Consider the following 22,114-nt stretch of genomic DNA (forward strand, 5'->3'; position numbering starts at 1 on the left):
ATGAAGAGAATTGAAGCAACAGAATGCAAGCCTGAGGAGGCGCAAGCCGACGAGGAACTGATGTCCGCGTATCAAAAAGGACAGGAGGAAGCATTTCGGATTCTTTACGACCGCTACTCCGGCCGAGTCTATGGCTACCTCCGCGTCAAACTGAGAAACCGTGACGTGGTGGATGACGCGTTCCAGACCGTTTTCTTGAAACTCCATCGGTTTCGAAGCAGGTATCTCGCAACGCTTCCCTTCGCCCCGTGGCTGTTCACGATCTGTCGGAACGTCATGTCGGATATCGGTCGTAGCCGGGCTCGCACCCGAGAGGACGTGGATGCGGTGGCGATCGAAAAGGCGACGGCCAACGAACTTGTCCCGCCAGCCGGGCTGCCCGACCTTTCGGCACTCGCTCCGGATCGGCAAATGGCTCTCAAGCTCCGGTTTGGGGAGGATCTTTCCTATGAAGAGATCGCCGAGCGGCTTGAGACCTCTCCGGCGAATGTCCGGCAACTCGTGAGCCGCGCCGTCCGGCAGCTTAAGAAAGTCTTGAAATCTGGGGAGGAAAAACCATGACCGGTCTTTCATCCACAGAAAAATGGTTCAAGGAGTTCCAGGAATTCATGACAGCGGAATCGATGGACCCGCCGAGGGGGCTCACGGAAAGCCTTTTAGTAAAAGTGCGGGCCGATTTAAATCCGCCGGCCTGGAAGGTCTTCTTCAAGTTGGGCGGGATTCATACGATCGTCGGCTCGTTGACGCTCCTCATCTGCCCTCAGTTCGGACTTGGCCCGAGCCTGGGCCTTATGAAATACCTGATGAAATTGGGACCGCACGCCTGCATGTTCGGATGCGGAATCCTGTTCCTCGGCGCCTCCGCTCTCGTCGCAAGCCTCGTGTTGAGACTGGAGGAGATCCGCGTGCTTCGGAAAACGGTTCTTCTCCAATTCGCCCTTCTCGGACTTGCCTCGATCGGCGTGTTTCTCTGTCTGGGCGCTGACGTAATTTTGGACTTGGGACTGGTCTGGATCTTGGGATCCATCCTCGGGGGGATCGCGACCCTTGAGTTGGGATGGCTGATTCGTTCGGGATTCCGCAAGGTGGATTCGTATGGCTTTTAGGAAAGTCCTGATCCCGGTCATGGTACGGAGACCATACTGCGCGCAATAAATACAAAAAGGAGATGCTGACATGAATCTATTTAAACTTGTTTCGATGGGTTGGCTGGCGTTCGCGGTAAGTCCATTCCTCGGAGGCTGTTCGGGTCATGACGAAATGGGAACGATGGGCCAGCTGTCCTCTCAGATGCAGACGCGGGAGAGCGCTTACCACGATGCCGTAGCAAGTCTTTCCGACGCGGACCAGGTCCGCGAGGAGACGAATCAATACGCGACGGACATGAACGATATGCTGTCCCAAATGGAGAGTACCTGCTCGGAGAAGATGACGGAGCATAACGGCATGATGGGAAACACCGACGTCTCTCAACTTTGCGGCATGCAGGATGACATGATGATGGCGGTCAGCGACCACCAGGAACGAATCAACGGGATGACCGACGTCGCCACCATGAAGGCGGAGTGTGGCGAACACTATCAAACGATGCAGGGAATGCTGGACACGATGGACTCGATGATGTCCGGCGACATGATGTGAAGGAACGTGATGCCAAAGGAAGAACTCTCAAAACCGGGCCATCCTCGGACAGAAGGTGGATTGAGCAAGCAAAAACTCCTCGCTCAATTCAGCGACATTGTAACGCGCTGTCCGTTTGGCCCGGCATTTTTTCTCACGAGCCTGGGAGGCCTTGTCCGGGACCGGTGTCCGGATCCCTCCGAACACCTTTCCATCGTTGAACTCCGGCTGCATAGCGGTGAGGTCCTCGATCTCTGCCATGTGATCGGCATAAGCCCTCAATGGGAAGCGCTGGCGGTCAGAGAAAAGCATGAAACAACGCACGGACGGCGCGCCATGCGCACCGATGAAGCGGCCCTGTGGGCCGTGGCTTGTCACCAGCCTAAGAGCTGACGATCGAGATCGGGACTGAAAAAACGATTCATCTGTTGTCGATTCCTAAGGAAGAACGTTGCGTTGAATCGATCTCGGTTCCTGATTTGACCTTGGATGATTTCCGCCCGCGTTTCTTTAGAAGTTCGCATTTCGCGTACATTACGTGGCGATGGCCGACCTCGGAGAATTTGAGTCGCTTGAGGATGGTCTCTTGGTGCACTTCGATACTGTCGTCATGAAATTCAATGATGTGATGGCAGTCGACGCAGACGATGTGGTCGTGGTGGTAAACGGTGGCTAACTCATAAAGGATCTGGCCTTTTTCGTTCGTAAGGCTCTCCCGCAGAATACCTGCGGCTACAAAAATCGGGAGGTTCCGGTAAACGGTCGCCGGGCCGACCGACGGATTTTTAGCCTGGACCTTTTTGGAAAGCTCTAAGGCGGTGAAGTGGCGGTCCATGGCCAGGATGACATTGAGGATCATCTCCCGGGCCGAGCTTCGGTTTAACTGATGGGTCACCTCGTAGTCGGAAAGACGCGTGGAGTAACGGTCGGCTCGCGAAGTGCCATGCTGCGCCTCTGACCGATCGATCGTCCGGCCGCAGGGCAATGTCTTCTTTATTTCCACGAAACCCTGTTTATCCCGTCCGCGGATCCTTTTCCAGAACGAACGCTTGACACCGGACTGAATTGAAATTAAGAATCATTCTTGTTTTATGGATCCGGTAACGAAAGCACGTTAATGGACAACGCGGAACATCGCCTCTCTTGGAGCGTGGGAGTCTGCTCCGGTGGTTGCGTTCACCTCACGTTCGGCTGCACCGTGGTTCATTTGTCGAGGGAGACCTTCTTGGAAATCGCCGCAAGAATGTCCGACGTCCGGGCCTTCTTGCTTCAGGATGAAAACGTCGAGCGAAAGGAGCCCGCCCATGTTCACTAAGGATTCGATCGCATCTGCCAAGGAAAATCTCCTCGGAGTTTTATTCGTGGGCTTCGCGATTTTGGCGGGACCGGGGAACGACGTGTACGCGGAGAGGGGCCCTTTCCATCTCCCTCTCAAGAAAACCGAACGAACTGGGTCGGAGTGATTGGTGCTCTCTCCAAAAAAATACCCGTTATTTCCTCAGAGATGGCTCGCAATTGGGGCGGTGCTTCTTGGAATCGGTTTCCTGGCGGCTCCCGCCCGAGCCGGGAACTACGGCTATTTCGTAACCTACAATTCGGAAGTGGAGGCCGGCGAATTGGAACTCATGTTCATGAACGATCTCACGCAGCCCTCCCGCTTTCGGAGGGAAGAGGGCTTCGGAGACTATCTCTCGCACATGGTCGAGCTGGAATATGAAGTGACCAGCCAGTTTGCGACGGAATTCATGATCGAATGGTTTGAGGATCTGGATACCGGCGATCACGCCTTCACGGGATTCCGCTGGGAAAATCGCTATCGCCTCATCAAGAAACGAGTTCCCGCGAACCCGATGGTTTATGTTGAATACGAGGATCTCGATCCGGCGACTCGGTACAAGATGGAGGTATCGGGATGGGTACGGTCGCCCTACGAGGAAAATGGTGAGGAGCCCGACCGCGAGCGAATAATGGAGACCCGTTTGATTCTCTCGGAGGATGTCGGGCCGGTAAATGTTGCGTTCAATTGGATCAATGAAACGGACGTCACCTCGGGAACAACGGCTTTCGGATATTCATCCGGTCTCTTCTGGATGGCGCACCAGGGCTACGACAAAGCTTCGACGAAGAAGGAGGATTCGCCGGATCGTGACGAATACCGGTGCCCTATGCACTCGGATGTCGTTCAAAACACACCGGGAAACTGCCCGAAATGCGGCATGGCGTTGAAACACGATTCGCATAGCGATGACGAAACGGAAAAAGATGGAGGCGTGGGGATCGGACTTGAACTTTATGGAGCGCTCGGGGACACGAAATCATTCGGATTGGCGGCCTCGCGACAGGAACATTATTTGGGGCCGATCCTGATGTACCACTTTGCCGACCATTGGATGTTTCACACGCAACTCGCGATCGGTTTGACGAAGGCGAGCGACAACCTCGTCCGCCTGAATTTCGGATACCAATTTTGAGGGAGGATCCCGTCATGAGAGGCAGAACTAGAAACACTAGAACGGTGATCCGATGCGCAACCAGTTTCCTTTTCAGCGCGACTCTAATCGCTGCGCACGCCGACGACGCGAGTTTGAAGGAGACCTTGCAGGATCGTTTTAATCGGGCCAATAGCGAGAGGTCGGTATGTAACGGCGTCGACGGCGAGTACAAATTGGCTCAGAAAAAAGCGTGGTTTTGGGAGGTTCTTGAGCACACGCTACGGGTGGACACCGGAAGACGCGCAATCGACCTTCATTTGGATGGATTCTTGGTATCCGGATACTCCAAAGTGGACTTCGACCTCCTTACGGTGGCGGCGGGCGATAACGAAGGCAGGCGCCGCCCATTATGCTTGACGTGCACTGAAGAGCAGTCGGGGCGAAAATGCGCCGCCCAAGTCAGACTCATGATCGGGTGGTTGCAAGATATTCGCGGCAGCCTGCTTCCCGAAAGCGAAGAGGCCAAAACCGAAAGCGAGCGGGCCATCGACTGCGCCTTAGCGTGGCTTCAAAGTTTTCCAGAAGTAGGCGATTCTCGCGTCCGATTCAATTAAACGAGCCAAGACCAAGGAAAGGAGGAAAGCCCTCGAACTGCTCGATAACAATACCAAAAAGGCCCGACAAAAGTCGGGCCTTTTTGGTAGCGGGGCTAGGATTTGAACCTAGGACCTTCGGGTTATGAGCCCGACGAGCTACCAGACTGCTCCACCCCGCATCAAGGGGCCAGATATATATAGATACGCCGATCTACCGTCAAATCACCGATTGGCGAGCGCGACCGGTGTCCGGGCACCCGCTACGGGGGGTTCGGGGCAAGTTTTTGCCGCGTAGTTGCCGCACCGTTCAAGATAGGCCTTCAGGACCTGCATCGATACCGTCAGCGCTGGGTCCCCGACCGCCCCTCTCGGTTCCAACCGTACTCCAGGGGGCAATGAAGCGATCAGAGGCGCCATCGGATTCGGTTCGACGGTTCCGCCGAGAAATTCGCGCTGTTCTTGAATCAGAGGCCTGACCGGCGGAAGCGCGAACGGGTAATCGGCTTCCCGCATGGGTTGCACGGCAGCCCCGTGAAATACCATTAACTTCCGTTCCTCCAGAATCTGCTCCACATAAACGTCCCGCGACTCGATGTCTGGTTTGACACCAACGGCTTGAGGCGAAACGCCCGACATCGTGTGGTACATGTATTCCGTAAGAACGAGATAACGATTCTTGAAAAGTGGATAGACGATAGCCATCGAACCCTTTCCCCACGTCGTCCTGCCCACGACGATTCCACGACCGTAATCTTTAAACGATTGAGCCACCAGCTCCGAAGCAGAGCCGGAAAAGTCATTGACCAGTACCACGACCGGAACGTTTGTGATCACTCCTGGATTGTGGGCGAAGAGCGCCAAATTCCGCGGTGTCTTCCCCACACGGTTCCAAGGCGAAGCAACGATTCCCTGATCCACGAAGAGATCGACAACGTCACCTGCGACATCCACGCGACCCCCTGGATTAAAGCGAAGATCAAGGATGATTCCTTTTAGATACGGTCGCTTCACGATCTCGGCCTCCAATTGTTGGGCTGCGCCCAGACCGAACGATGTGAGATGAAGGTACAGTAGATTCCCAGGGAGATCCTGAGCAGAGACGAAACGGACTTCGACGGGGCCTGGAGTCACGAAAGCCCGTATCGATCCTCCTCCCTTCTTGTTGATTTCGAGTTCAATCGACTGCCCGACATGGGTGGCAAAAATCCGTTTGACGTCCGTTATGCTGATTTCCCGGACCGGAGATCTACGGCCATCGACAATCACAGCGACAATTTCATCTCCCGCGCCGATCCCGGCCAGATGCGCCGGTGACCCGTCGGTAACGTTTGAAATGAACGTACCTCCGCTGTTCCGCTCGAATTCAACGCCGATGCCGATCGCTTTTCCGCTGACCATCTCGTCGAATTCGTCTCCGGCTTGAGGGTGCACGACGTAAGAATGTGGATCCATTTCAGACAGCAGCGCATTCAGAAAGGCGTCCCATACCTCGACTGCGCTGACTTCCGAACCGAAGTTTTCGGCTAAGCGATGAAACGCCTGGCAATCGAATTGAAAACCATTATTTTCCAGAGTGACGATCGGGCCATCCCGGGAAAGATCGGCCAAAACCGTCTCAATGTCCTCGTCTTTCATGACTGGAAGGAAGAGGAACTGCTTTCTCATTGCCTTCTGCCACCTTGCCTCGATTTCCGCAAATGGCATGAAGTTACGGTAGTGGTGCGAAAAGATGTACGTAATGATTTTGTCCCCCTCGTCGCATGGATCGACTTCCCCATTTTCGTTTCTCTGGGTTTCGTTGGGAAGGCTCCCAGTCTGTGCAAATAGAAGTGCGGAATATCGCGAATAGTCCCCCGCCTCGACGTCTGCCGTCCCCAAGGCACACGCCATCGCACCGAGAAGGTAGACCCTTCCCGGGCACAGCAAAACTTGCATGGATCCCCCCTTCTGAGAGCCTTGCGAGATTGACGCTATCGAAGTAACGCGATGATGTCAATAATTAATGCGAGCGCGTTATCGGGAGTATTGATAGTGTTCGTCTCGTTCTGACTGAACCTCCCCCCAAGATCAAACTCGGCCGCGCCGCGAGCACCGTAAGCCTCAGCATTTTTGCCAGCCGAATTTTTGGACTGATCCGCGATCAGCTCTTCGCCGCTCTGCTCGGCGCGGGCTTTTTTGCCGATTCGTTCATCGTCGCTTTTCGAATTCCCAACTTGTTGCGGGATCTGTTCGCCGAAGGGGCGCTCTCCAGCGCTTTCGTCCCCACGTTCACGGAATATGAAGTTCGTCGTTCCAAAGAGGAGGCTTGGGCACTGGCCAATCTCGTCATCGGTACGCTCCTTCTCATCGTGGGTTCGTTGACCGTTTTGGGGATGCTGTTCGCCCCACAGGTTGTCGCGGTCATCGCGCCGGGATTCGAAGGCATCGCCGGCAAATCCGATCTCACGATTCTTTTGACCCGCATTATGTTTCCGTTTCTTCCGCTGGTGGCGCTCTCCGCCCTCTTCATGGGGATGCTCAACGTCCGCGGCGTATTCGCCCTCCCCGCTTTCGCGCCGGTTCTGTTTAATCTCGTTTCGATTGCTTTTGGTCTGGCGCTCTGGACGTATGGAACCAGCGGCCGGTCCGCGGTCATCGGTTGGTCGGTAGGAACGTTGTGCGGTGGATTCGCTCAAGCCTTTGTGCAGCTTCCGAGGCTCCGCCGCCTAGGTTGGGAATTTCGACCCACGTTGCGCGCCTGGCGGGAGAGCGAGGGCCTCCGTCAAATCGGCCGCCTCATGCTTCCCGCCGTCATCGGTCTTTCGGCCACGCAGATCAATATATTGGTGAACACGATCCTCGCTTCGTTATTGGAACAGGGGAGTCCATCCTGGCTCAATTACGCTTTCCGTTTGATGCAGCTTCCGATCGGCGTGTTCGGCGTCGGCATCGGCATCGTCACTCTGCCGCTCGTCTCCCGCGACGCCGCGAACGATTCTCGAGAGGGGTTCGTGAACAACATCACCCGTTCGCTCAATCTCGTCCTTCTTCTCACACTTCCCTGCGCGGTCGGGCTCTGGGTGATGGGTATTCCGATCATCCGTCTGATTTACAAGCACGGGATCTTTCATTCGGCCGATACGATCGCCACCGCCACGGCGCTAGCCTGTTACGCCGTCGGACTTCCGGCTTATGCGGCGGTCAAAGTCCTCGCGCCGGCGTTTTACGCTCTCAAAGACGCACGAATTCCGATGATCGCAAGCGTCTCCGCCGTTGGAGTTAACTTGATTTTTAACTTGCTGTCATATCAAACGCTTCGTCATGGCGGTCTGGCTCTCGGCACATCGCTGGCAGCGCTTACGAATCTATTTGTTCTGATCGTCACTTTTCAACGCCGCCATGCGCCTCTTCCGTTGGCGATGATCTTTCATCGCCTTTGGCGGATTGTTTTGGCCACCGTGCTCATGGCGTTTGTGGCTCTTTACTTGTATCGAGCGCTGGACGGTAGATGGCCCGGCCTTCTTGGCCGTCTCGTCGACACGCTGGTTCCGATCTCCGTTGCGGGGTCGTTCTACTTCTTGATGTTGTTCTGGCTTCGCGTCCCGGAAATGCAGTTGGTAAAAGAAATAGGATTCCGGTTGATCAAAAATTTCGTCCGACGTTGAAAACCGTTCGGGCGTTACGCATACGGCGGCCGTTTGAAAGGTTCATTCAGGAATCGAATGTTCGAAAAACGCTTCCCCACGCGCTCGAAAATAGCTCCCAACAGTTCGTCCTTCATGAGGGAAAGATGCTGCGCCCACGCGGCGTTTTCCACGGAGATGACGAGCGTGCTCCCGCGAATAAGCTTCGGAAAAGTTCGCTCATAAAGTTCGTACCCTACGACGGCTTCCCACGCCCTTTGGATGCGATAGAGGTCGACTAATGTAGCCCCTCGTTTTCCAAGGAGGTTCCCGCCTGCCAGGACGCTCCCTATCGCGATGGGTGCTTTAAGTGGGGGGCGCCGCACAAACTCTGTAGTTATCCGACCCGCCGCACCTTGACAAAGAACTGTGCTGAATCGTATCATTAACAGCGTAACCTACGAAAAATACAGCGGTTTTCCCTTCTCCAACCGCCGTAGAGGATCCTTCGGAGCTTCATGATTAATTGCGCCATGTGCGGTCTCAAGCTGGACGATACGGATCTCACGCGCCATTACCTCAAAGATCCGCGGCTCGTTCAGTTCATCCAGCAAACCCACCAGACCTGGACACCGGACCAGGGAGCCTGTTCCCGCTGCCTTGAGAATTTCGCCCGCGAGCTGAGCACGCCGAGCGCCGCCCGCGAAGAGATCACCGACGAGCAAACGGTGATCACCGCCGCGGAGGAGTTCATCCGAGACGTGCCGGAGGAAGGAGGCGCTTCGCTCATCACGATTCACGGCGTGGACCTGGGAAAGAAATTCGATCTTCCCGACGGCGACATGATCATCGGGAGGGGCGATTCATCCCACGTACGCGTAAATGAAGAGAATGTCTCCCGCCAACATGCCAAACTGTTCAAACAGGGAACCGAAGTCATCATCGAAGATCTTCATTCCACCAACGGCACGTTCGTAAACACAAAGAAAATCACGTCTCACCCCTTAAAAGATGGAGATCTTATCTTGGTCGGCAACACGATCCTGAAATTCGTCTCCGGCTCTCATGTGGAAAGCCAATACCACGAGGAGATTTATCGTCTGGCGACGATCGACGGTCTGACCCGGATCTTCAACAAGAACTTCTTCCTGGACAAAGTGACGCATGAGTTCGGACGCTCCAAGCGATACCGCCGTGAACTCACGCTCATTCTTTTCGACTTCGATCATTTTAAGAAGATCAACGACACCTATGGCCACCCGTGCGGCGATTTCGTCCTTCAAAAAACAGGCTCGATCATCATGAAGAACATGCGAAAAGAAGATGTCTGCGGCCGCTACGGCGGGGAAGAGTTCGGAATTCTGCTGCCCGAAACATCGCTTCAGAGCGCTTTGCGACTCGCCGACAAGATTCGAAAGCTGGTGGAAGGAACCGTCTTTGATTTCGCCGGCGCGACGCTCAAGTCGACGATCAGCGTCGGCGTCGCTTCGTTAACCCAGGACGTTCGCACGAGCGAGCAATTCATCGCCCGAGCCGACGAAGCTCTTTATCGGGCCAAACGCGATGGACGCAATTGCGTCCGTTCGTAACTCCGAACTTAAATTCCCACCTACGTCTAAGCTTTCACAATGTTGGGCTAAATGCCCTGACTAGTTGATTTTTTCGCACTTATAAGATAGCGGTTTTGAAGATGGAAGTACGTCCCTTGCCGCCCCCCGTGCGTCGCCCGATTCGCGTCTTGCCGGAATCGATCGTCCTTAAAATCGCGGCCGGCGAAGTCATTGAACGACCCGCCTCCATCGTCAAGGAACTGGTGGAAAACTCGATCGACGCCGGCGCCCAGCGCATCGAAATTCGGATCGGCGACGGCGGCCGAAAACTGATTTCCGTGACCGACGACGGGATCGGCATGGCACCGGACGAAGCTCGCCTCGCGTTAAAGCGTCATGCCACGTCGAAACTCGAAACCGCGGAAGATTTGGATCGAATTCAAACGCTCGGGTTTCGAGGAGAAGCCCTGGCCAGCATCGCCGCAGTTTCGCACCTGGATCTTCTCACGCGCACGGAAACGGAACCCGCCGGGACGCGGATCCATTGTGAGGGCGGAGAAATCCGCTCCGCAGAGCCGATCGGAACGCCGCCGGGCACCACCGTGGCGGTTTCCAATCTCTTTTACAATGTCCCGGCGCGGAAAAAGTTTTTGCGTTCCGTGGCCACGGAGTTGGGGCACATCGACGACATCGTTCGCCGAATCGCCCTCTCCCATCTGGACCACACCCTTTTGCTCGAAAGCAACGGCGAAATTCTTTTGAATCTCCCCGCTGCGGAAGATCTCTTCCAAAGAATTCGCCAGCTTTACGGCACCGACGTAAGCCGCCAATTGTATGACTTTGAAGGTTCCGACGGATCGTCCAGGGCCTACGGGTGGATTTCCGGCTCCAGGCTGATGTTCTCGCGGCCGACGGAGGTGGCGCTTTACGTCAATCACCGTCCGGTCCGCGACCGTCTCCTTCAAGCCGCCGTCATGGAGGGCTTCCGGACCGCAGTGATGGAGAGACGATATCCGCTCGCCGTAGTCATGCTCGAGATCCCGGCCGATCGCGTAGACGTGAACGTACATCCGACCAAAGCCGAAGTCCGTTTCGTCGATCCTCAGGCTTGTTATCGCTTGATATCGACGGCGATCGCGCAGGCGCTTCGGAAGAGGACATTGCCCTCGCATTCCGATCTACCGCTCGCAGCGCTCGACCGCCAGACACCTCCGTCCCCAGGCTTCGAACGTTCTTCTATGCCCGGATCGATCGGCACGCCCGCCGAGCTTCCATGGGTATCGATGGCGAAAACGCCCCCCGCATCTTACGCCGGAGAGATAAAAGAAACGCAGGGTTATTTTGAGCGCTTCGATTATTTGGGATCGCTCGATCACACGTACCTGGTTTGCCGCGCGGTGGATTCTTTGTTCGTCATTGATCAACACGCAGCGCACGAACGGATCCTCTTCGAAAATCTTCAGACCGGCGCAAACGTCGGGCGCATCGACGTTCAAAATCTTCTCATGCCGATCACGCTCGAGATATCCCAGGAACGGGCCGCGGCTCTCGACCAACTGCTTCCATTTTTGGTGAAGATTGGATTTGCGATTGAACCGTTCGGAGAGCGAACGTTCGTCGTCAAGAGCGTACCGGCGGTCTTGGGACAACACGATCCACGCCCGCTGCTCTTTGATCTCATGGACGACCGAAGCGCGTTCGAAGGAGAGGCGGCGTGGCAGGATCGTGTGGATGACGTGTTCAGCCGGATCGCCTGTCATAGCGCGGTTCGCGCTCACGATCCGTTGACCGCTGACGAAATACGCTCCCTTCTGCATCAGATGGATCAGATCGGCGTTTCCACTCATTGTCCGCACGGCCGGCCGACGTTCCTAAAATTCGGCCTGAACGATCTCGAACGACTTTTCGGACGAAAATGAAATCTCCCGTCTTCGTCCTCACCGGTCCCACCGGCGTCGGAAAGACTCTCGTGGCTCTCGAACTCGCCGAGCATTTTAGTTTTGAAATCATCGGCGCCGACAGCCTTCAGATTTTTCGCCATCTCGATGTCGGCACCGCCAAGCCTTCCGTGGAACTCCGGAAAAACATTCCGCACCACCTGATCGACGCCCTCGATCCCGATGAGGAAGCCAACGCGTTTTGGTATGCTCGCGAAGCCCAAGCACTCGTGAGAGAGATTCACGCGCGCAAGAAATTCCCGCTCGTCGTGGGCGGAGCGGGATTTTATCTTCGCGCTCTCGAACACCCGCCCGTCGCGCCTCCTCATCACACGATTGAAATCGAATCGCTCGCGGAAGCTCATGCTCGAATTCAACTTGAAGATCCCGAAAGTGCGGCTCGCATCCATCCCAACGATCGATACCGCATTTCGCGGGCCATCTCGCTCTTAACGGCCGGCCAAAAGCCAAGTGAGATTTGGAAAGAGACTTTGGAGCAGGAATCTCCGTTCGATTTTGTCTGGCTGGGAATTCAAATGGATCGACCTCTGCTCTACGAGGCGATCAACACGAGGCTCGACGAAATGTTTGCGTCGGGGTTACTCGATGAAACCGATCGCGTTCGAAGAACCTACCCCAAAGCCCTTCCGCGCCTTCAAAAGGCGATCGGCTATCGCCAGGCGTTAGGCATCTTAACCAATGAGATACCTTTGGCCCGAGGCATTGAAGTTGCCAAACAGGCCAGTCGAAACTACGCTAAACGGCAGCTCACCTGGCTCCGCCGGGACCCAAGAATCCAGTGGGTTCCGCGCGGCGGGGCGGTAACAAAAATGATCGAATCCATTCAACGGGCTTTGCCAGCATGAAACTCTTCCTCGATTTCGAAAAGCCGATCGTCGAGCTGGAGCGAAAAATTTCCGAGCTTCAGGAATTTTCCAAAGAGGAAAACGTCGATATCATGGAAGAGGTCCGCAAGCTTCAGAAGAAAACCAAAAAACTCGTAGACGATATTTTTTCGAAACTGACTCCGTGGCAGCGCACACAGCTCTCGCGGCACGCGGAGCGTCCCTACATGCTCGATTACGTCGATGCCCTCTTTACGGACTTCACGGAGTTGTTCGGCGACCGAAATTACGCCGACGACCCCTCTATTATTGGCGGCGTCGCCCGTTTCAACGGGGAGTCGGTGATGGTCATCGGCCACCAGAAAGGGCGCTCTACAAAAGAGAAAATCCGAAGGAATTTCGGGATGCCGCGCCCCGAAGGTTACCGGAAAGCGCTGCGCCTGATGAGCATGGCGGAGCGCTTTCGAATCCCGATCGTCACGTTTATCGATACGCCGGGAGCGTACCCCGGAATCGGCGCGGAAGAACGGGGACAAGCGGAAGCCATTGCGAAGAATATTCTCGTCATGTCGGTTCTTAAGGTCCCGATTATTTCCATCGTGATCGGTGAAGGCGGTTCCGGCGGAGCGCTAGCCATAGGCGTCGCCGACCGGATTTTGATGCTGGAATACTCCATTTATTCGGTGATCTCGCCGGAATCGTGCGCCGCGATCTTGTGGCGCGATTCCGCGAAGGCCGAGCTGGCCGCGAAGGCACTTCGGTTGACGGCCCCGGAAATGCTTACGCTTGGGATCGCCGACGAACTTCTCCCCGAGCCTGAAGGGGGCGCGCACCGAAACTTTCAAGGGGCCGCCGGCGAACTTCGCGCCGCATTGGCGCGCCATCTGGACCAGCTCAAGAAACTTTCCCCTGAGGAACTGGTTCAGGAGCGCTATAAGAAATTCCGAAAGATGGGTTCTTTTTCCAACGGATCGGCGGGAGCACCTATATACGCTTGATTTAAGGGGCCGGGATTACGTTCCCGTGAGCTGAGGATTCTCGGGTGACGTCCATCGGATGATCCTTGGCGAACTTTTTAATCCGCGACTCGAAGAGCTTGTAATCCTCCTTTCCAATGAGGGACACGCACGCGCGCACCGCTTCCTTGCGGCTGCTGCATGCAATCGTGAGCGCCGTGGCGGAAATCCCATAATATAAGAGCCCGCCCACCAACTCGGCTCCGGTCATTCCGGGGTAGGCAAACGTGAAGAAGAACCCGTCGGCCAGCGGCTCCCCCACATCCTCGGCGTAAACGAGATGAAAACCATTCGACAGAAAAATACTCTTGAGTACTTTTGCGCGCTCGGAATACTCCGAAACATTCTGGATAAAATTGAATTCGCCTTTGTTGGCCTTGGCCAAAAATCCAGCCAGTCCGTATTGCGGCGTGTGCGCCACGCCGGTCGTCGTGCAATAAAGGCCACTCATCACATAGGCGTCAAAAAACCTCGTTTCTCCGAACCACGTTTCAAGCCCGGGAAATTCCCGCTTAACGAGTGAAGGCGAAAGGTAGGCCAACGCTACCCGTTGGCCCGCGTAACTGAAGATCTTTGAACCGGAGAGGAGAAACACATAATTCGGCGTGTGCCGGGCGACGGTCGGCGGATAAGGCGGTTGTCGGGGCACGGAATAATCCTTTCGCATATCCATGCCGAAATAGGCCTGATCTTCGATGGCTATGACGTCGTATTTAGTGCAGATCTCCCCTAACCTTTGAAGCTCGTTTTCCGTGAGAATGACCCAGGTCGGATTGTTGGGCGTGGAATAGATCACCGCCGCTACGTCGCCCTTGGCACAGATGGCTTCCGCTCGATCGAGCCATTGGGTGCGGTCATAGAGATCGACCGAAGCCTCCTTGAGTCCGAGAAATCTCCGCTGCATTCGATGCACCGAAAAACAGGGATCTATATAGAGGATACGATCCCGTTTCGGATCGCAGCGCCCGGCCACGGCTTGAGCCAAAAACCCACCCTGCATGGACCCTGTGGTTGGAATCACGCAATCGGCCGGAATGTCGATATCCAGGAAATTCTTGAAGAACTTCGCCCCTTCCTCTTTGAGAATCGGAAGGCCCGCGATCGGCGCATACATTCCGGGAACCTTGGAACGCCGGAGCGCCCCGATCTCACTTTCCGGGCCGATCGGAATCGGATCGAAGCCGGGGATCCCGAATTCCATCCGGAGATAGCGGCAGGAAAGCCGTTTCTCGATCTCGCTGACGGCGGCGACCATCTGGCGGATCGAGGCGCGCTCGAAATCGATCCGATGGTCCTGGATGACCGTGTCGACGACGTCGCGGCGGAACGGAACGTCGAGTTCTTTGGACCCCTTGGCCATGCGGCTTAATGCGCTATATATATGTCGAAATCCAACGTCACAAACATTAATCTCTACGCATGAGGCTTTCCGTCCGAACAAGGATCCTGGGAACGTACGTGGTTCTTGTCGGTCTTTTCTTGGTGGTCCTCTTCACCGGATTTCACCGGCTGGAACGGATCGGCCTACGCCTGAACGTGATTCGAGAAGGCTACCTCCCCATCATTAAGATGGTGAACACGTTTTTTAATTTCTATCACATCGACGAGACGTTCGACGTTCAAAAATTGGTGGCCAACCGGCAAAACCGCCTCTTTCTTGAAGCGGTGAGCGTTCACAACCCCCGCCTTTTGGAAAACGGTCTGCGCCGGGGTCTTGAGGACGCCCGAAAGGCATTTGTCACATATCCGATCGGGGATGAACAGCGATGGTTCGGCCGTATCGCGACACTTATTGATGAAGTGGTCGATCAGCACACCCACTACACCGAAATGGTCCGAGGCATCATCGGCCAAGTCGAATCGAACGACATCGAAGCCGCCCTGGCGCAAAACGAAGCGCTCGTGCGCCAAAAACGGCTTCTGCGCGCGCGAATCGATTTCCTTTCCCGCCGTTTGGACGAACGAATCCAATCGGGAATCGAGGCGACCGTCCAGGAAGAGCGTCGTGCGGCGGTTTTGACATTGATTTTTTCCAGCGTCATTCTGGCCTGCACGCTCCTTATCGGCCTGGTCGCCATTCTCGCCTTTCGCCCGTTGCGATTGCTGAAAACGGCGGCGCGGGAAATCGCCGCCGGAGACCTCGGACAAAGAGTGCACATCCAAACGAACGACGAAGTCGGCGACCTCGCGCACGAGTTCAATCGAATGGCGGACGCGATTCAACAACGAGACGAGACGCTAAGGAAACAGCAGGAGCAGTTAATTCAAAGTGAAAAAATGGCGGTCATCGGTCGCATGGCTTCCAAGATCAGCCACGAAGTCCGCAATCCTCTCAATGCTTTGGGCCTTAACGTCGAAATGTTGGAGGACCGCGTTACGGAACCGGATGCCAAAGCACGCCTTCACGCGATGGCGTCGGAAATCGATCGCCTCAATCGGGTTGCCGAAAGTTACCTTACGTTGGTTCGAAAACCGGAGCGAAGCGTCCAGCCGGTCGACCCGAAGGCGTTCCTCGAACATCTCGAAACGTTGGTCCGGCCGGAATGCGCGAAGCGAGGTATCCGGATGAGTCTCGATGTGAGCGATGCGCTTCCCCGGGTCCGAATGGATGGGAATCGTCTTCAACAAGCTCTTCTCAATTTGGTGCGCAACGCCATGGAGGCTGTCGGAGATAAAGGAGAGTTCGGCATACGAGCGCAGACGGAAAACGGCCATCTTTTGATTCAGGTCTGGGACAAGGGCCCCGGCATTCCCGCCCATCAGCTTTCCAGAATCTTCGAACCTTTTTACACAACTAAAGACAAGGGCACCGGCTTGGGACTTTCCATCAGCAACGAAATCGTCCACGAACAGGGGGGAAGCATGGAATGCAAGAGTGAGCCCGGCCAAGGGGCTCTTTTTACGATTCGCCTCCCTATATCCACCCGTGACGTTTGAAGAGACAGAAGCGTACCTCATCGGTTTAGGCGAGCACCGAATACGGCTCGATCTGGAGCCGATGCGCCAGCTCCTCGCAATGTTCGGCCGCCCCGACCGAAAACTTACCTCCGTCATCGTCGGAGGCACGAACGGAAAAGGATCTACCTGCGCTTATCTCACGGCCATCGGGTTGGAGGCCGGATTGCGCGTCGGAACGTTCACCTCTCCACACCTGGAGTCGGTTACCGAACGCATCGCAATGAACGGCAACCCGATCGAGAAGAACTTTTTTGCTCAACTCGCCACGGACACAGAGCAACGTCTGCGCAATGCTGATTTTCCATCCGTGACGTATTTTGAGTTTCTGACTCTCCTTGCCGTCCGCGTATTTGTCGAACAAAGAACGGAACTGGCGATTTTCGAAGTTGGTTTGGGAGGTCGTCTTGATACGACCAACGCTCTTGAGCGGGCGGTTACGATTCTCACGCCGATAGCTTTGGATCACACGGAGATTCTCGGGTCAACGATTGAAAAGATCGCGGCGGAAAAGGGAGCGATCCTTCGCCAAGGCATCCCCGCCGTGACCGGTAAACAGCCTAAAAATGCTTTGGCCGTCCTGCGAGAATTCGCAAAGCAAGTGGACGCAAAACTCCAGATCGCGGATCTTGATTATTCCGTGGCCGGCACACCCGAAGACTTTCGATATGAAAACAACAACGAACGAATGGACCACCTGGCCGTTCGACTGCGCGGGGACCACCAGATGGACAACGCAGCCTGCGCTATTGCCGCCCTTCGAAACGTCTCGAACGGCCGATTTACCTTTTCGGACCGGGCGATCCGTCAGGGACTTCTCAATGCATCCGCTCCTGCCCGATTGGAGCGATGGATTTCAAAGGAGGGTCAGGAGATCTGGCTCGATGTCGCTCACAATCCGGACGCGGCCCGTACGATTGCACACTACTTTGAACTTCATTATCTTTCTCCGGTCGATATCGTCCTCGGAATGCTCAAAGACAAGGACTGGCGGAGCGTCGTCGATATTCTCACGCCGATCGCCGGTTCCTTCACGTTTTGCCGGCCCGCGTCTCCCCGGGCGTGGGATCTCACGGAAGTCCAAGAAGACGCCCCCACATCCATCCCATGGTCCGTCCGCCGAGACCCTTTAGATGCCCTGTCGTTCGCGCTCGATCGCTCCGATCGTGTTCTTTGTACCGGCTCTTTTTATATATTGGGCGCAATTCGGGCGGAGCTGCCAAAACGCAATTTTGAGCCGAGCTGATCTGCGAGTTAATACGAAGTGGATGAAGGCGGACGGACTTCGGCAAACGGATTGCCGGCGATCGAAACGGGCTCTTTTTTCCGGCGAGGTTTCGTGGTCGTGGAACTCGCATTGTTCGCGTCCGCTTGATCGACGGACGTCACTCGAGCCTTTGATCTGCGAGGCATTCTTCGGCTCAATACGTCCTCTTCCGAAGGCGTGGTCGCCGGTTGGCTCTCCTCGGGCTTGTCGTAGTCAAATCGTTTTTTCTCATGATTCAATTCCCGCCTTGAACTCGGAGGAGGCGGAGCCATGTTCAAGCCTTTGTCGAGATCGTAATCATAGAGCGCCTTGTTCTCACCGATCCCTTGCGTCTTGTTGAACCGGCGGCGTTCGTTGTTTTTCTTCACGGCTACGCGCGACAAATCCATCGGATCGTGAACCACGTGCGGTGTTAAGAAAATGATGAGGTTGACCTTTTCTTTGACCACCGAAGTGTTTCGGAACAGATATCCCAGAAGCGGAATGTCCCCCAACAGCGGAACCTTGCTGACCGCCTTTGAATCCTTGTCCTTGATCAAACCTCCGATGACGATGGTTTGACTGTTTTGGGCCACAACCGTGGTTTTTGCGGCGCGTTCACTGGTGACCAGATCTTTAAACTGCGAATCGCTGGGTCGCGGTTCGACCTCCTCGATTTTCTGCTCGATCTCCAACGTCACTTCATCCCCTTCGTTAATCTGCGGCGTCACCGACAGTTGAATACCGACTTTTTTTCGGTCGAAGTTCGTCACCGGCTTCCCATCCGCGCCCGTGAAATTGCTGGTCATAAAAGGGACTTCGTTGCCGACCAGAATTTCCGCCTTCTTATTATCGCTGGTCAGAATATTCGGAGCCGATAAGATGTTCAGTGCCGTATTCGCTTGAAGGGCGCGAAAGAGCGCGCCGTTCATCGGAATCTTCACGTTCGTTCCCGGAATCTTGAATTCCCGGGGACTGATGCCGCCCAAAACCAATCCGCTGGCCAAAGACCCGGCGGCGGTTGCGGCATCTCCCTGGTTTTTGATCCCGGATAAGGCAAGCGGGCTAAGTCCCAGATTCGACATTCCGAGTAGCGCCAAGTTATCGCTTGGTTTCGCCGTTCCATATCCCGAGACCCCCACGTCAACGTTCTTGCGTACGGAAACTTCCATGATCAGCGCTTCAACGAATACCTGCGGACGGCGCACGTCGAGTTGCTCGATGACCGGCAGCAAAGCTTCGTAATCACTCGGCGAAGCCGTGATCACCAAGGCGTTGGTCGAATTGTCGGCGGCGATCCGGACTTCATCCTCGAACATGCCCCCCTTCTTGACGATGGCGCTGGTCCCACTCGATGGTTCCGCGGGCTGTTCCTCGGTTTCCTCCGTCGTTGTCGGGGCGGTGCTCTCCCACGGCATCGGTTGTTTCTTCAACTGTTCTTTCTTCGCCGCGGCGGCATCTTTTTTCTTTTTCTTCGCCGGCGTCGCGCCCGACAACAAGCCTTGCATGACGGACGCAAGTTCCTCCGCGTCCGCATGTTGCAGGTATTTCACATGAATTCTTCCCCGATCGATGGCGATCTCCACCTGCCGGTCCAGCTCGGCCACGAGATCCAGGACACGGCCCAGACCCTCGCGCGTGGCCATGACAATGAGGGAGTTGGTCCGGTCGTCGGACATAATTCTTGAGATCTCGTCCCCGCGTTCCACGTCGCCCCGCCGGGTCCGGGCGCCCTTTCCCTTTTCTTTCTCGAAGATGTTGAGGAGTTTTTCCGCGATGTCTCCAGCGCCGGCGTATTTAATCGGGATGACCTGAACGGATTGCTGAAATCCTTCTTTGTCGAGCTTTTGAATGATCTTCATCAGCCGGCGAATGTTGGAGGCCGAATCGGTCACGATCAAAGTGTTCGTGGGCCCGTACGCGACGATGCCGCCGGACCGGGAAACGAGATTGTTTAACGCTTCGCGAATTTCATTCGCACTGATGAACTGAAGCGGAATAAGTTGTGTGACCAATTCATCGCCGTACGCTCCGGCTTGGTCCGTCACGGTCCGAATGGCCCCCTCCTTCGCCGTTCGCCTCGGAACGATCTTCGTCACCTTGCCAACGTCGATGGCCGTTAAGTTCTTGACTTCCAATGCGGATAAAAAGGCTTGATAGGCCTCTTCAATCGAAACCGGGGCCGGCGAAATAATCGTGATCTTCCCGCGAACTTTGTCGTCCAAAACAAAGTTCTTGCCGGTAATTTCACTGATCGACTTCGCGATGTCCTGAATGTCGACATCGTGAAAGTCCAAAGAAACCAACCCTTCCCTCGGAATCCGGGCCTGAGCGAGAGCCAAGCTCGAAATCAAGACCATAAACAGGGCGAAGCTAACGGCAAACTTATTCATGCAAGAGCTAATGGAGCAAGGACAATGCCGGAGCGATCGGGAGTAACTCATTGTAACTACGATGCTTTATCTGACGCCAGGCCTCTTTTGTCCTGCTGAAATACCGCCCATGGGACAGGACATTCCGAGCCATGACCTTCCTCCCCGTGGATGTAAAGCACTGGCCTGGAACGCTTCGGCGAGCAAGAGTTTCGCTTTCACTCTTTGCTTCCCTGTATCGCCTCCACCATCCGTGCAACCCGAATGGTCGCGAGAACATCGTGTGTCCGAAGAATCGAGGCGCCCCTTTCGATCGCGAGCGCGCTCGCCGCAAGCCCCCCTTCCAATCGTTGATCGGATTCTACGTTCAAGATTTTCCCGATAAATGATTTGCGCGAAACACCAACCAGAATCGGGTAACCCAACGACCGGAACTCGGTCAACCGCCGGACGATCTCGAGATTGTGACCCACGCTTTTTCCAAAACCGATTCCGGGATCCAAGATCACATTCTCGGTTAAGCCGGTTTCCGCGAGACGGCCACGAAAAAATTCCAAGATATCTTCCACGACGTTCTTGTAGGCATATTCCTTCTGCATGGTCTCGGGCGTACCGAACATGTGCATAAGAATCACCGGCGCCCTGAAATCCCGGACCACCTCCACCATTTTCGAATTTCGGAGCCCCTCGATGTCGTTTACGAACTGAATCAGTTCCGAGCCGAGCGCTCGCCTGGCAATTTCCGGTTTTCGCGAATCAAGGGAAATCGGAAGCGGGTAGTTGGACTCCTTGAGCGATTCAAGAACCGGAAAGAGTCTGGACTCTTCTGTTTCTAAACTGATCCCGTCGGCGCCGGGCCGTGTGCTTTCGGCGCCGATGTCCAGAATATCCGCTCCTTCTTCTTTTATCTTCCATGCGCGTTCGGCGGCCCCTCTCGGCTCAAAATACTTTCCGCCGTCCGAAAAGGAATCGGGCGTGACGTTAAGGACGCCCATAATCCGGCATCGGTCGAGCTTGAGCTCTCCCCCGCGCCATCGAAGAATATGCGGAGAGTTCGACATCGCGTTTCGTATACCTTTTCCCTCCGCGTCAATCCAGGGTAAGCTTGCGGCGTGGGGACTCTTCCGCAACACACGATCCTCCTCGTCGAGGACGATGATTCGAACCGTGAATCGGTAGCCAAGATTCTGGAGGCCGAGAATTATCGCGTGATCGAGGCGGCGGATGGGCGGCAGGCTCTCGACCTTTTGCGAAAAGAAGAGGTCGATCTCATTCTGACCGATTTCAAAATGCCCGCGATGGACGGCATGGATCTTCTCAAGGCGGCCAAGGTCGTTAAGCCGCACGTGGACGTCGTCCTGATGACGGCATTCGGTACGATTGAAATGGCGGTCGAAGCGATCAAGGAGGGGGCCTACGATTTCGTTCCCAAACCGTTCAAGCGGGCAACGCTTCTCCGGGTCCTCGAGAAAAATCTCGAGAAGCGCGCCCTGGTCCGGGAGAATCTCGCGCTTCGCGGTGAGCTGGAGAAATATTACGCGCAGCGAGTCATCATCGGCCAAAGCAGTGCTATCCGCCATGTTCTGGAAATGGTGGGCCAAGTCGCGCCGAGTTCGGCGACGGTCCTCCTTCAGGGAGAAAGCGGCACAGGGAAAGAAGTCGTGGCCCGGGCGATCCATCAACAGAGCAACCGGGCCCGCGAGTCTTTCGTTAAGATGAGTTGCGCGGCGATTCCCGAATCGCTGCTCGAAGCGGAGCTTTTCGGCTACGAGCGCGGGGCCTTTACCGGCGCTATTTCGCGCAAGGAAGGGAGATTCGAGCTGGCCCACGGCGGCACTCTCTTCCTCGATGAAATCGGCGAAGTTTCTCCGGGCGTTCAGGTCAAGCTTCTGCGCGTCATTCAAGAAGGGGAATTTGAACGGTTGGGGAGCAACACGACGATC

General features: G+C 55.5%; 21 protein-coding genes and 1 tRNA gene. 15 read left to right on the forward strand and 7 right to left on the reverse strand.

The features are described from left to right. The 4 genes from VI895_03355 (at position 1) to VI895_03370 (ending at position 2,013) form a co-directional block, all read left to right on the forward strand. Positions 1–561, forward strand: coding sequence for a sigma-70 family RNA polymerase sigma factor (locus tag VI895_03355; GenBank protein ID HLG18841.1), 561 nt, complete (start codon positions 1–3; stop codon positions 559–561). Next, positions 558–1,106, forward strand: a complete 549-nt coding sequence (locus VI895_03360; GenBank protein ID HLG18842.1) for a hypothetical protein — start codon at positions 558–560, stop codon at positions 1,104–1,106. The genes VI895_03355 and VI895_03360 overlap by 4 nt, the downstream gene beginning before the upstream one ends. A gap of 70 nt (positions 1,107–1,176) precedes the next feature. After that, a complete protein-coding gene (locus tag VI895_03365; protein ID HLG18843.1) occupies positions 1,177–1,641 on the forward strand; it encodes a hypothetical protein in 465 nt (154 codons plus the stop codon). A gap of 9 nt (positions 1,642–1,650) precedes the next feature. Beyond that, positions 1,651–2,013: a hypothetical protein gene (locus VI895_03370; protein HLG18844.1), complete on the forward strand. Its 363-nt coding sequence runs from the start codon at positions 1,651–1,653 to the stop codon at positions 2,011–2,013. 28 nt (positions 2,014–2,041) lie between these two features. Here VI895_03370 and VI895_03375 read toward each other — a convergent pair whose 3' ends face one another. Then, complete coding sequence (locus tag VI895_03375) at positions 2,042–2,623, reverse strand: transcriptional repressor (GenBank protein ID HLG18845.1); 582 nt, start codon at positions 2,621–2,623, stop codon at positions 2,042–2,044. 114 nt (positions 2,624–2,737) lie between these two features. On the opposite strand from VI895_03375, the gene VI895_03380 reads away from it, so the two are divergent. From VI895_03380 to VI895_03390, 3 genes are all read left to right on the forward strand, one after another. Further along, entirely contained in the window at positions 2,738–2,935 is a 198-nt protein-coding gene (locus VI895_03380) for a hypothetical protein (protein ID HLG18846.1), read from the forward strand. 151 nt (positions 2,936–3,086) lie between these two features. Then, positions 3,087–4,091 carry a heavy metal-binding domain-containing protein gene (locus VI895_03385; GenBank protein HLG18847.1) on the forward strand — a complete coding sequence of 335 codons (1,005 nt, stop codon included), beginning with the start codon at positions 3,087–3,089 and terminating at the stop codon, positions 4,089–4,091. A 44-nt stretch (positions 4,092–4,135) separates the two neighbouring features. Further along, the gene (locus VI895_03390; GenBank protein HLG18848.1) at positions 4,136–4,666 is read left to right on the forward strand and encodes a hypothetical protein; all 531 of its coding nucleotides are present in this window, start codon (positions 4,136–4,138) and stop codon (positions 4,664–4,666) included. A gap of 84 nt (positions 4,667–4,750) precedes the next feature. Here VI895_03390 and VI895_03395 read toward each other — a convergent pair. Continuing rightward, positions 4,751–4,827 (reverse strand) — tRNA-Met (locus VI895_03395). 43 nt (positions 4,828–4,870) lie between these two features. Beyond that, positions 4,871–6,583: a S41 family peptidase gene (locus VI895_03400; GenBank protein ID HLG18849.1), complete on the reverse strand. Its 1,713-nt coding sequence runs from the start codon at positions 6,581–6,583 to the stop codon at positions 4,871–4,873. A gap of 131 nt (positions 6,584–6,714) precedes the next feature. Here VI895_03400 and murJ point away from each other — a divergent pair, with 131 nt between their 5' ends. Beyond that, the gene (gene murJ / locus VI895_03405; GenBank protein ID HLG18850.1) at positions 6,715–8,292 is read left to right on the forward strand and encodes a murein biosynthesis integral membrane protein MurJ; all 1,578 of its coding nucleotides are present in this window, start codon (positions 6,715–6,717) and stop codon (positions 8,290–8,292) included. A 14-nt stretch (positions 8,293–8,306) separates the two neighbouring features. Here murJ and VI895_03410 read toward each other — a convergent pair whose 3' ends face one another. Next, complete coding sequence (locus VI895_03410) at positions 8,307–8,636, reverse strand: DUF721 domain-containing protein (protein ID HLG18851.1); 330 nt, start codon at positions 8,634–8,636, stop codon at positions 8,307–8,309. A gap of 132 nt (positions 8,637–8,768) precedes the next feature. Between VI895_03410 and VI895_03415 the strand changes: the two genes are divergently transcribed. From VI895_03415 to VI895_03430, 4 genes are all read left to right on the forward strand, one after another. Continuing rightward, positions 8,769–9,839 (forward strand): GGDEF domain-containing protein, encoded by a 1,071-nt coding sequence (locus VI895_03415; protein HLG18852.1) that lies wholly within the window; start codon positions 8,769–8,771, stop codon positions 9,837–9,839. Positions 9,840–9,940: 101 nt separating this feature from the next. After that, positions 9,941–11,719: a DNA mismatch repair endonuclease MutL gene (gene mutL / locus VI895_03420; GenBank protein HLG18853.1), complete on the forward strand. Its 1,779-nt coding sequence runs from the start codon at positions 9,941–9,943 to the stop codon at positions 11,717–11,719. Then, positions 11,716–12,603, forward strand: coding sequence for a tRNA (adenosine(37)-N6)-dimethylallyltransferase MiaA (gene miaA, locus VI895_03425; GenBank protein HLG18854.1), 888 nt, complete (start codon positions 11,716–11,718; stop codon positions 12,601–12,603). The genes mutL and miaA overlap by 4 nt, the downstream gene beginning before the upstream one ends. After that, positions 12,600–13,580 (forward strand): acetyl-CoA carboxylase carboxyltransferase subunit alpha, encoded by a 981-nt coding sequence (locus VI895_03430; protein ID HLG18855.1) that lies wholly within the window; start codon positions 12,600–12,602, stop codon positions 13,578–13,580. The genes miaA and VI895_03430 overlap by 4 nt, the downstream gene beginning before the upstream one ends. A 1-nt stretch (position 13,581) precedes the next feature. Here VI895_03430 and VI895_03435 read toward each other — a convergent pair whose 3' ends face one another. Then, the gene (locus VI895_03435) at positions 13,582–14,958 is read right to left on the reverse strand and encodes a pyridoxal phosphate-dependent aminotransferase (protein ID HLG18856.1); all 1,377 of its coding nucleotides are present in this window, start codon (positions 14,956–14,958) and stop codon (positions 13,582–13,584) included. Positions 14,959–15,017: 59 nt separating this feature from the next. Between VI895_03435 and VI895_03440 the strand changes: the two genes are divergently transcribed. Both VI895_03440 and VI895_03445 read left to right on the forward strand, forming a co-directional pair. After that, on the forward strand, positions 15,018–16,535 hold the full coding sequence (locus VI895_03440) for a HAMP domain-containing sensor histidine kinase (GenBank protein HLG18857.1): 1,518 nt from the start codon (positions 15,018–15,020) through the stop codon (positions 16,533–16,535). Next, a complete protein-coding gene (locus tag VI895_03445; protein ID HLG18858.1) occupies positions 16,525–17,799 on the forward strand; it encodes a folylpolyglutamate synthase/dihydrofolate synthase family protein in 1,275 nt (424 codons plus the stop codon). Before VI895_03440 ends, VI895_03445 begins: the two co-directional genes overlap by 11 nt. An 8-nt stretch (positions 17,800–17,807) precedes the next feature. Here VI895_03445 and gspD read toward each other — a convergent pair whose 3' ends face one another. Beyond that, complete coding sequence (gspD, locus tag VI895_03450) at positions 17,808–20,192, reverse strand: type II secretion system secretin GspD (GenBank protein HLG18859.1); 2,385 nt, start codon at positions 20,190–20,192, stop codon at positions 17,808–17,810. A gap of 197 nt (positions 20,193–20,389) precedes the next feature. Then, the gene (folP, locus tag VI895_03455; protein ID HLG18860.1) at positions 20,390–21,232 is read right to left on the reverse strand and encodes a dihydropteroate synthase; all 843 of its coding nucleotides are present in this window, start codon (positions 21,230–21,232) and stop codon (positions 20,390–20,392) included. Positions 21,233–21,283: 51 nt separating this feature from the next. Here folP and VI895_03460 point away from each other — a divergent pair. After that, on the forward strand, positions 21,284–22,114 hold an 831-nt coding region (locus VI895_03460; GenBank protein HLG18861.1), incomplete at its 3' end, for a sigma-54 dependent transcriptional regulator.

Source organism: Bdellovibrionota bacterium (genome assembly GCA_035292885.1).
In the GTDB taxonomy this organism is placed as follows: domain Bacteria; phylum Bdellovibrionota_G; class JALEGL01; order JALEGL01; family DATDPG01; genus DATDPG01.

Excerpts from the sequence above, each read along its gene's own strand:
- VI895_03355 (HLG18841.1), top strand. The coding sequence starts at position 1 with ATGAAGAGAATTGAAGCAACAGAATGCAAGCCTGAGGAGGCGCAAGCC.
- VI895_03360 (HLG18842.1), top strand. The coding sequence starts at position 558 with ATGACCGGTCTTTCATCCACAGAAAAATGGTTCAAGGAGTTCCAGGAA.
- VI895_03365 (HLG18843.1), top strand. The coding sequence starts at position 1,177 with ATGAATCTATTTAAACTTGTTTCGATGGGTTGGCTGGCGTTCGCGGTA.
- VI895_03370 (HLG18844.1), top strand. The coding sequence starts at position 1,651 with ATGCCAAAGGAAGAACTCTCAAAACCGGGCCATCCTCGGACAGAAGGT.
- VI895_03380 (HLG18846.1), top strand. The coding sequence starts at position 2,738 with ATGGACAACGCGGAACATCGCCTCTCTTGGAGCGTGGGAGTCTGCTCC.
- VI895_03400 (HLG18849.1), bottom strand. The coding sequence starts at position 6,583 with ATGCAAGTTTTGCTGTGCCCGGGAAGGGTCTACCTTCTCGGTGCGATG.
- VI895_03415 (HLG18852.1), top strand. The coding sequence starts at position 8,769 with ATGATTAATTGCGCCATGTGCGGTCTCAAGCTGGACGATACGGATCTC.
- mutL (HLG18853.1), top strand. The coding sequence starts at position 9,941 with ATGGAAGTACGTCCCTTGCCGCCCCCCGTGCGTCGCCCGATTCGCGTC.
- miaA (HLG18854.1), top strand. The coding sequence starts at position 11,716 with ATGAAATCTCCCGTCTTCGTCCTCACCGGTCCCACCGGCGTCGGAAAG.
- VI895_03430 (HLG18855.1), top strand. The coding sequence starts at position 12,600 with ATGAAACTCTTCCTCGATTTCGAAAAGCCGATCGTCGAGCTGGAGCGA.
- VI895_03435 (HLG18856.1), bottom strand. The coding sequence starts at position 14,958 with ATGGCCAAGGGGTCCAAAGAACTCGACGTTCCGTTCCGCCGCGACGTC.
- VI895_03440 (HLG18857.1), top strand. The coding sequence starts at position 15,018 with ATGAGGCTTTCCGTCCGAACAAGGATCCTGGGAACGTACGTGGTTCTT.
- gspD (HLG18859.1), bottom strand. The coding sequence starts at position 20,192 with ATGAATAAGTTTGCCGTTAGCTTCGCCCTGTTTATGGTCTTGATTTCG.
- folP (HLG18860.1), bottom strand. The coding sequence starts at position 21,232 with ATGTCGAACTCTCCGCATATTCTTCGATGGCGCGGGGGAGAGCTCAAG.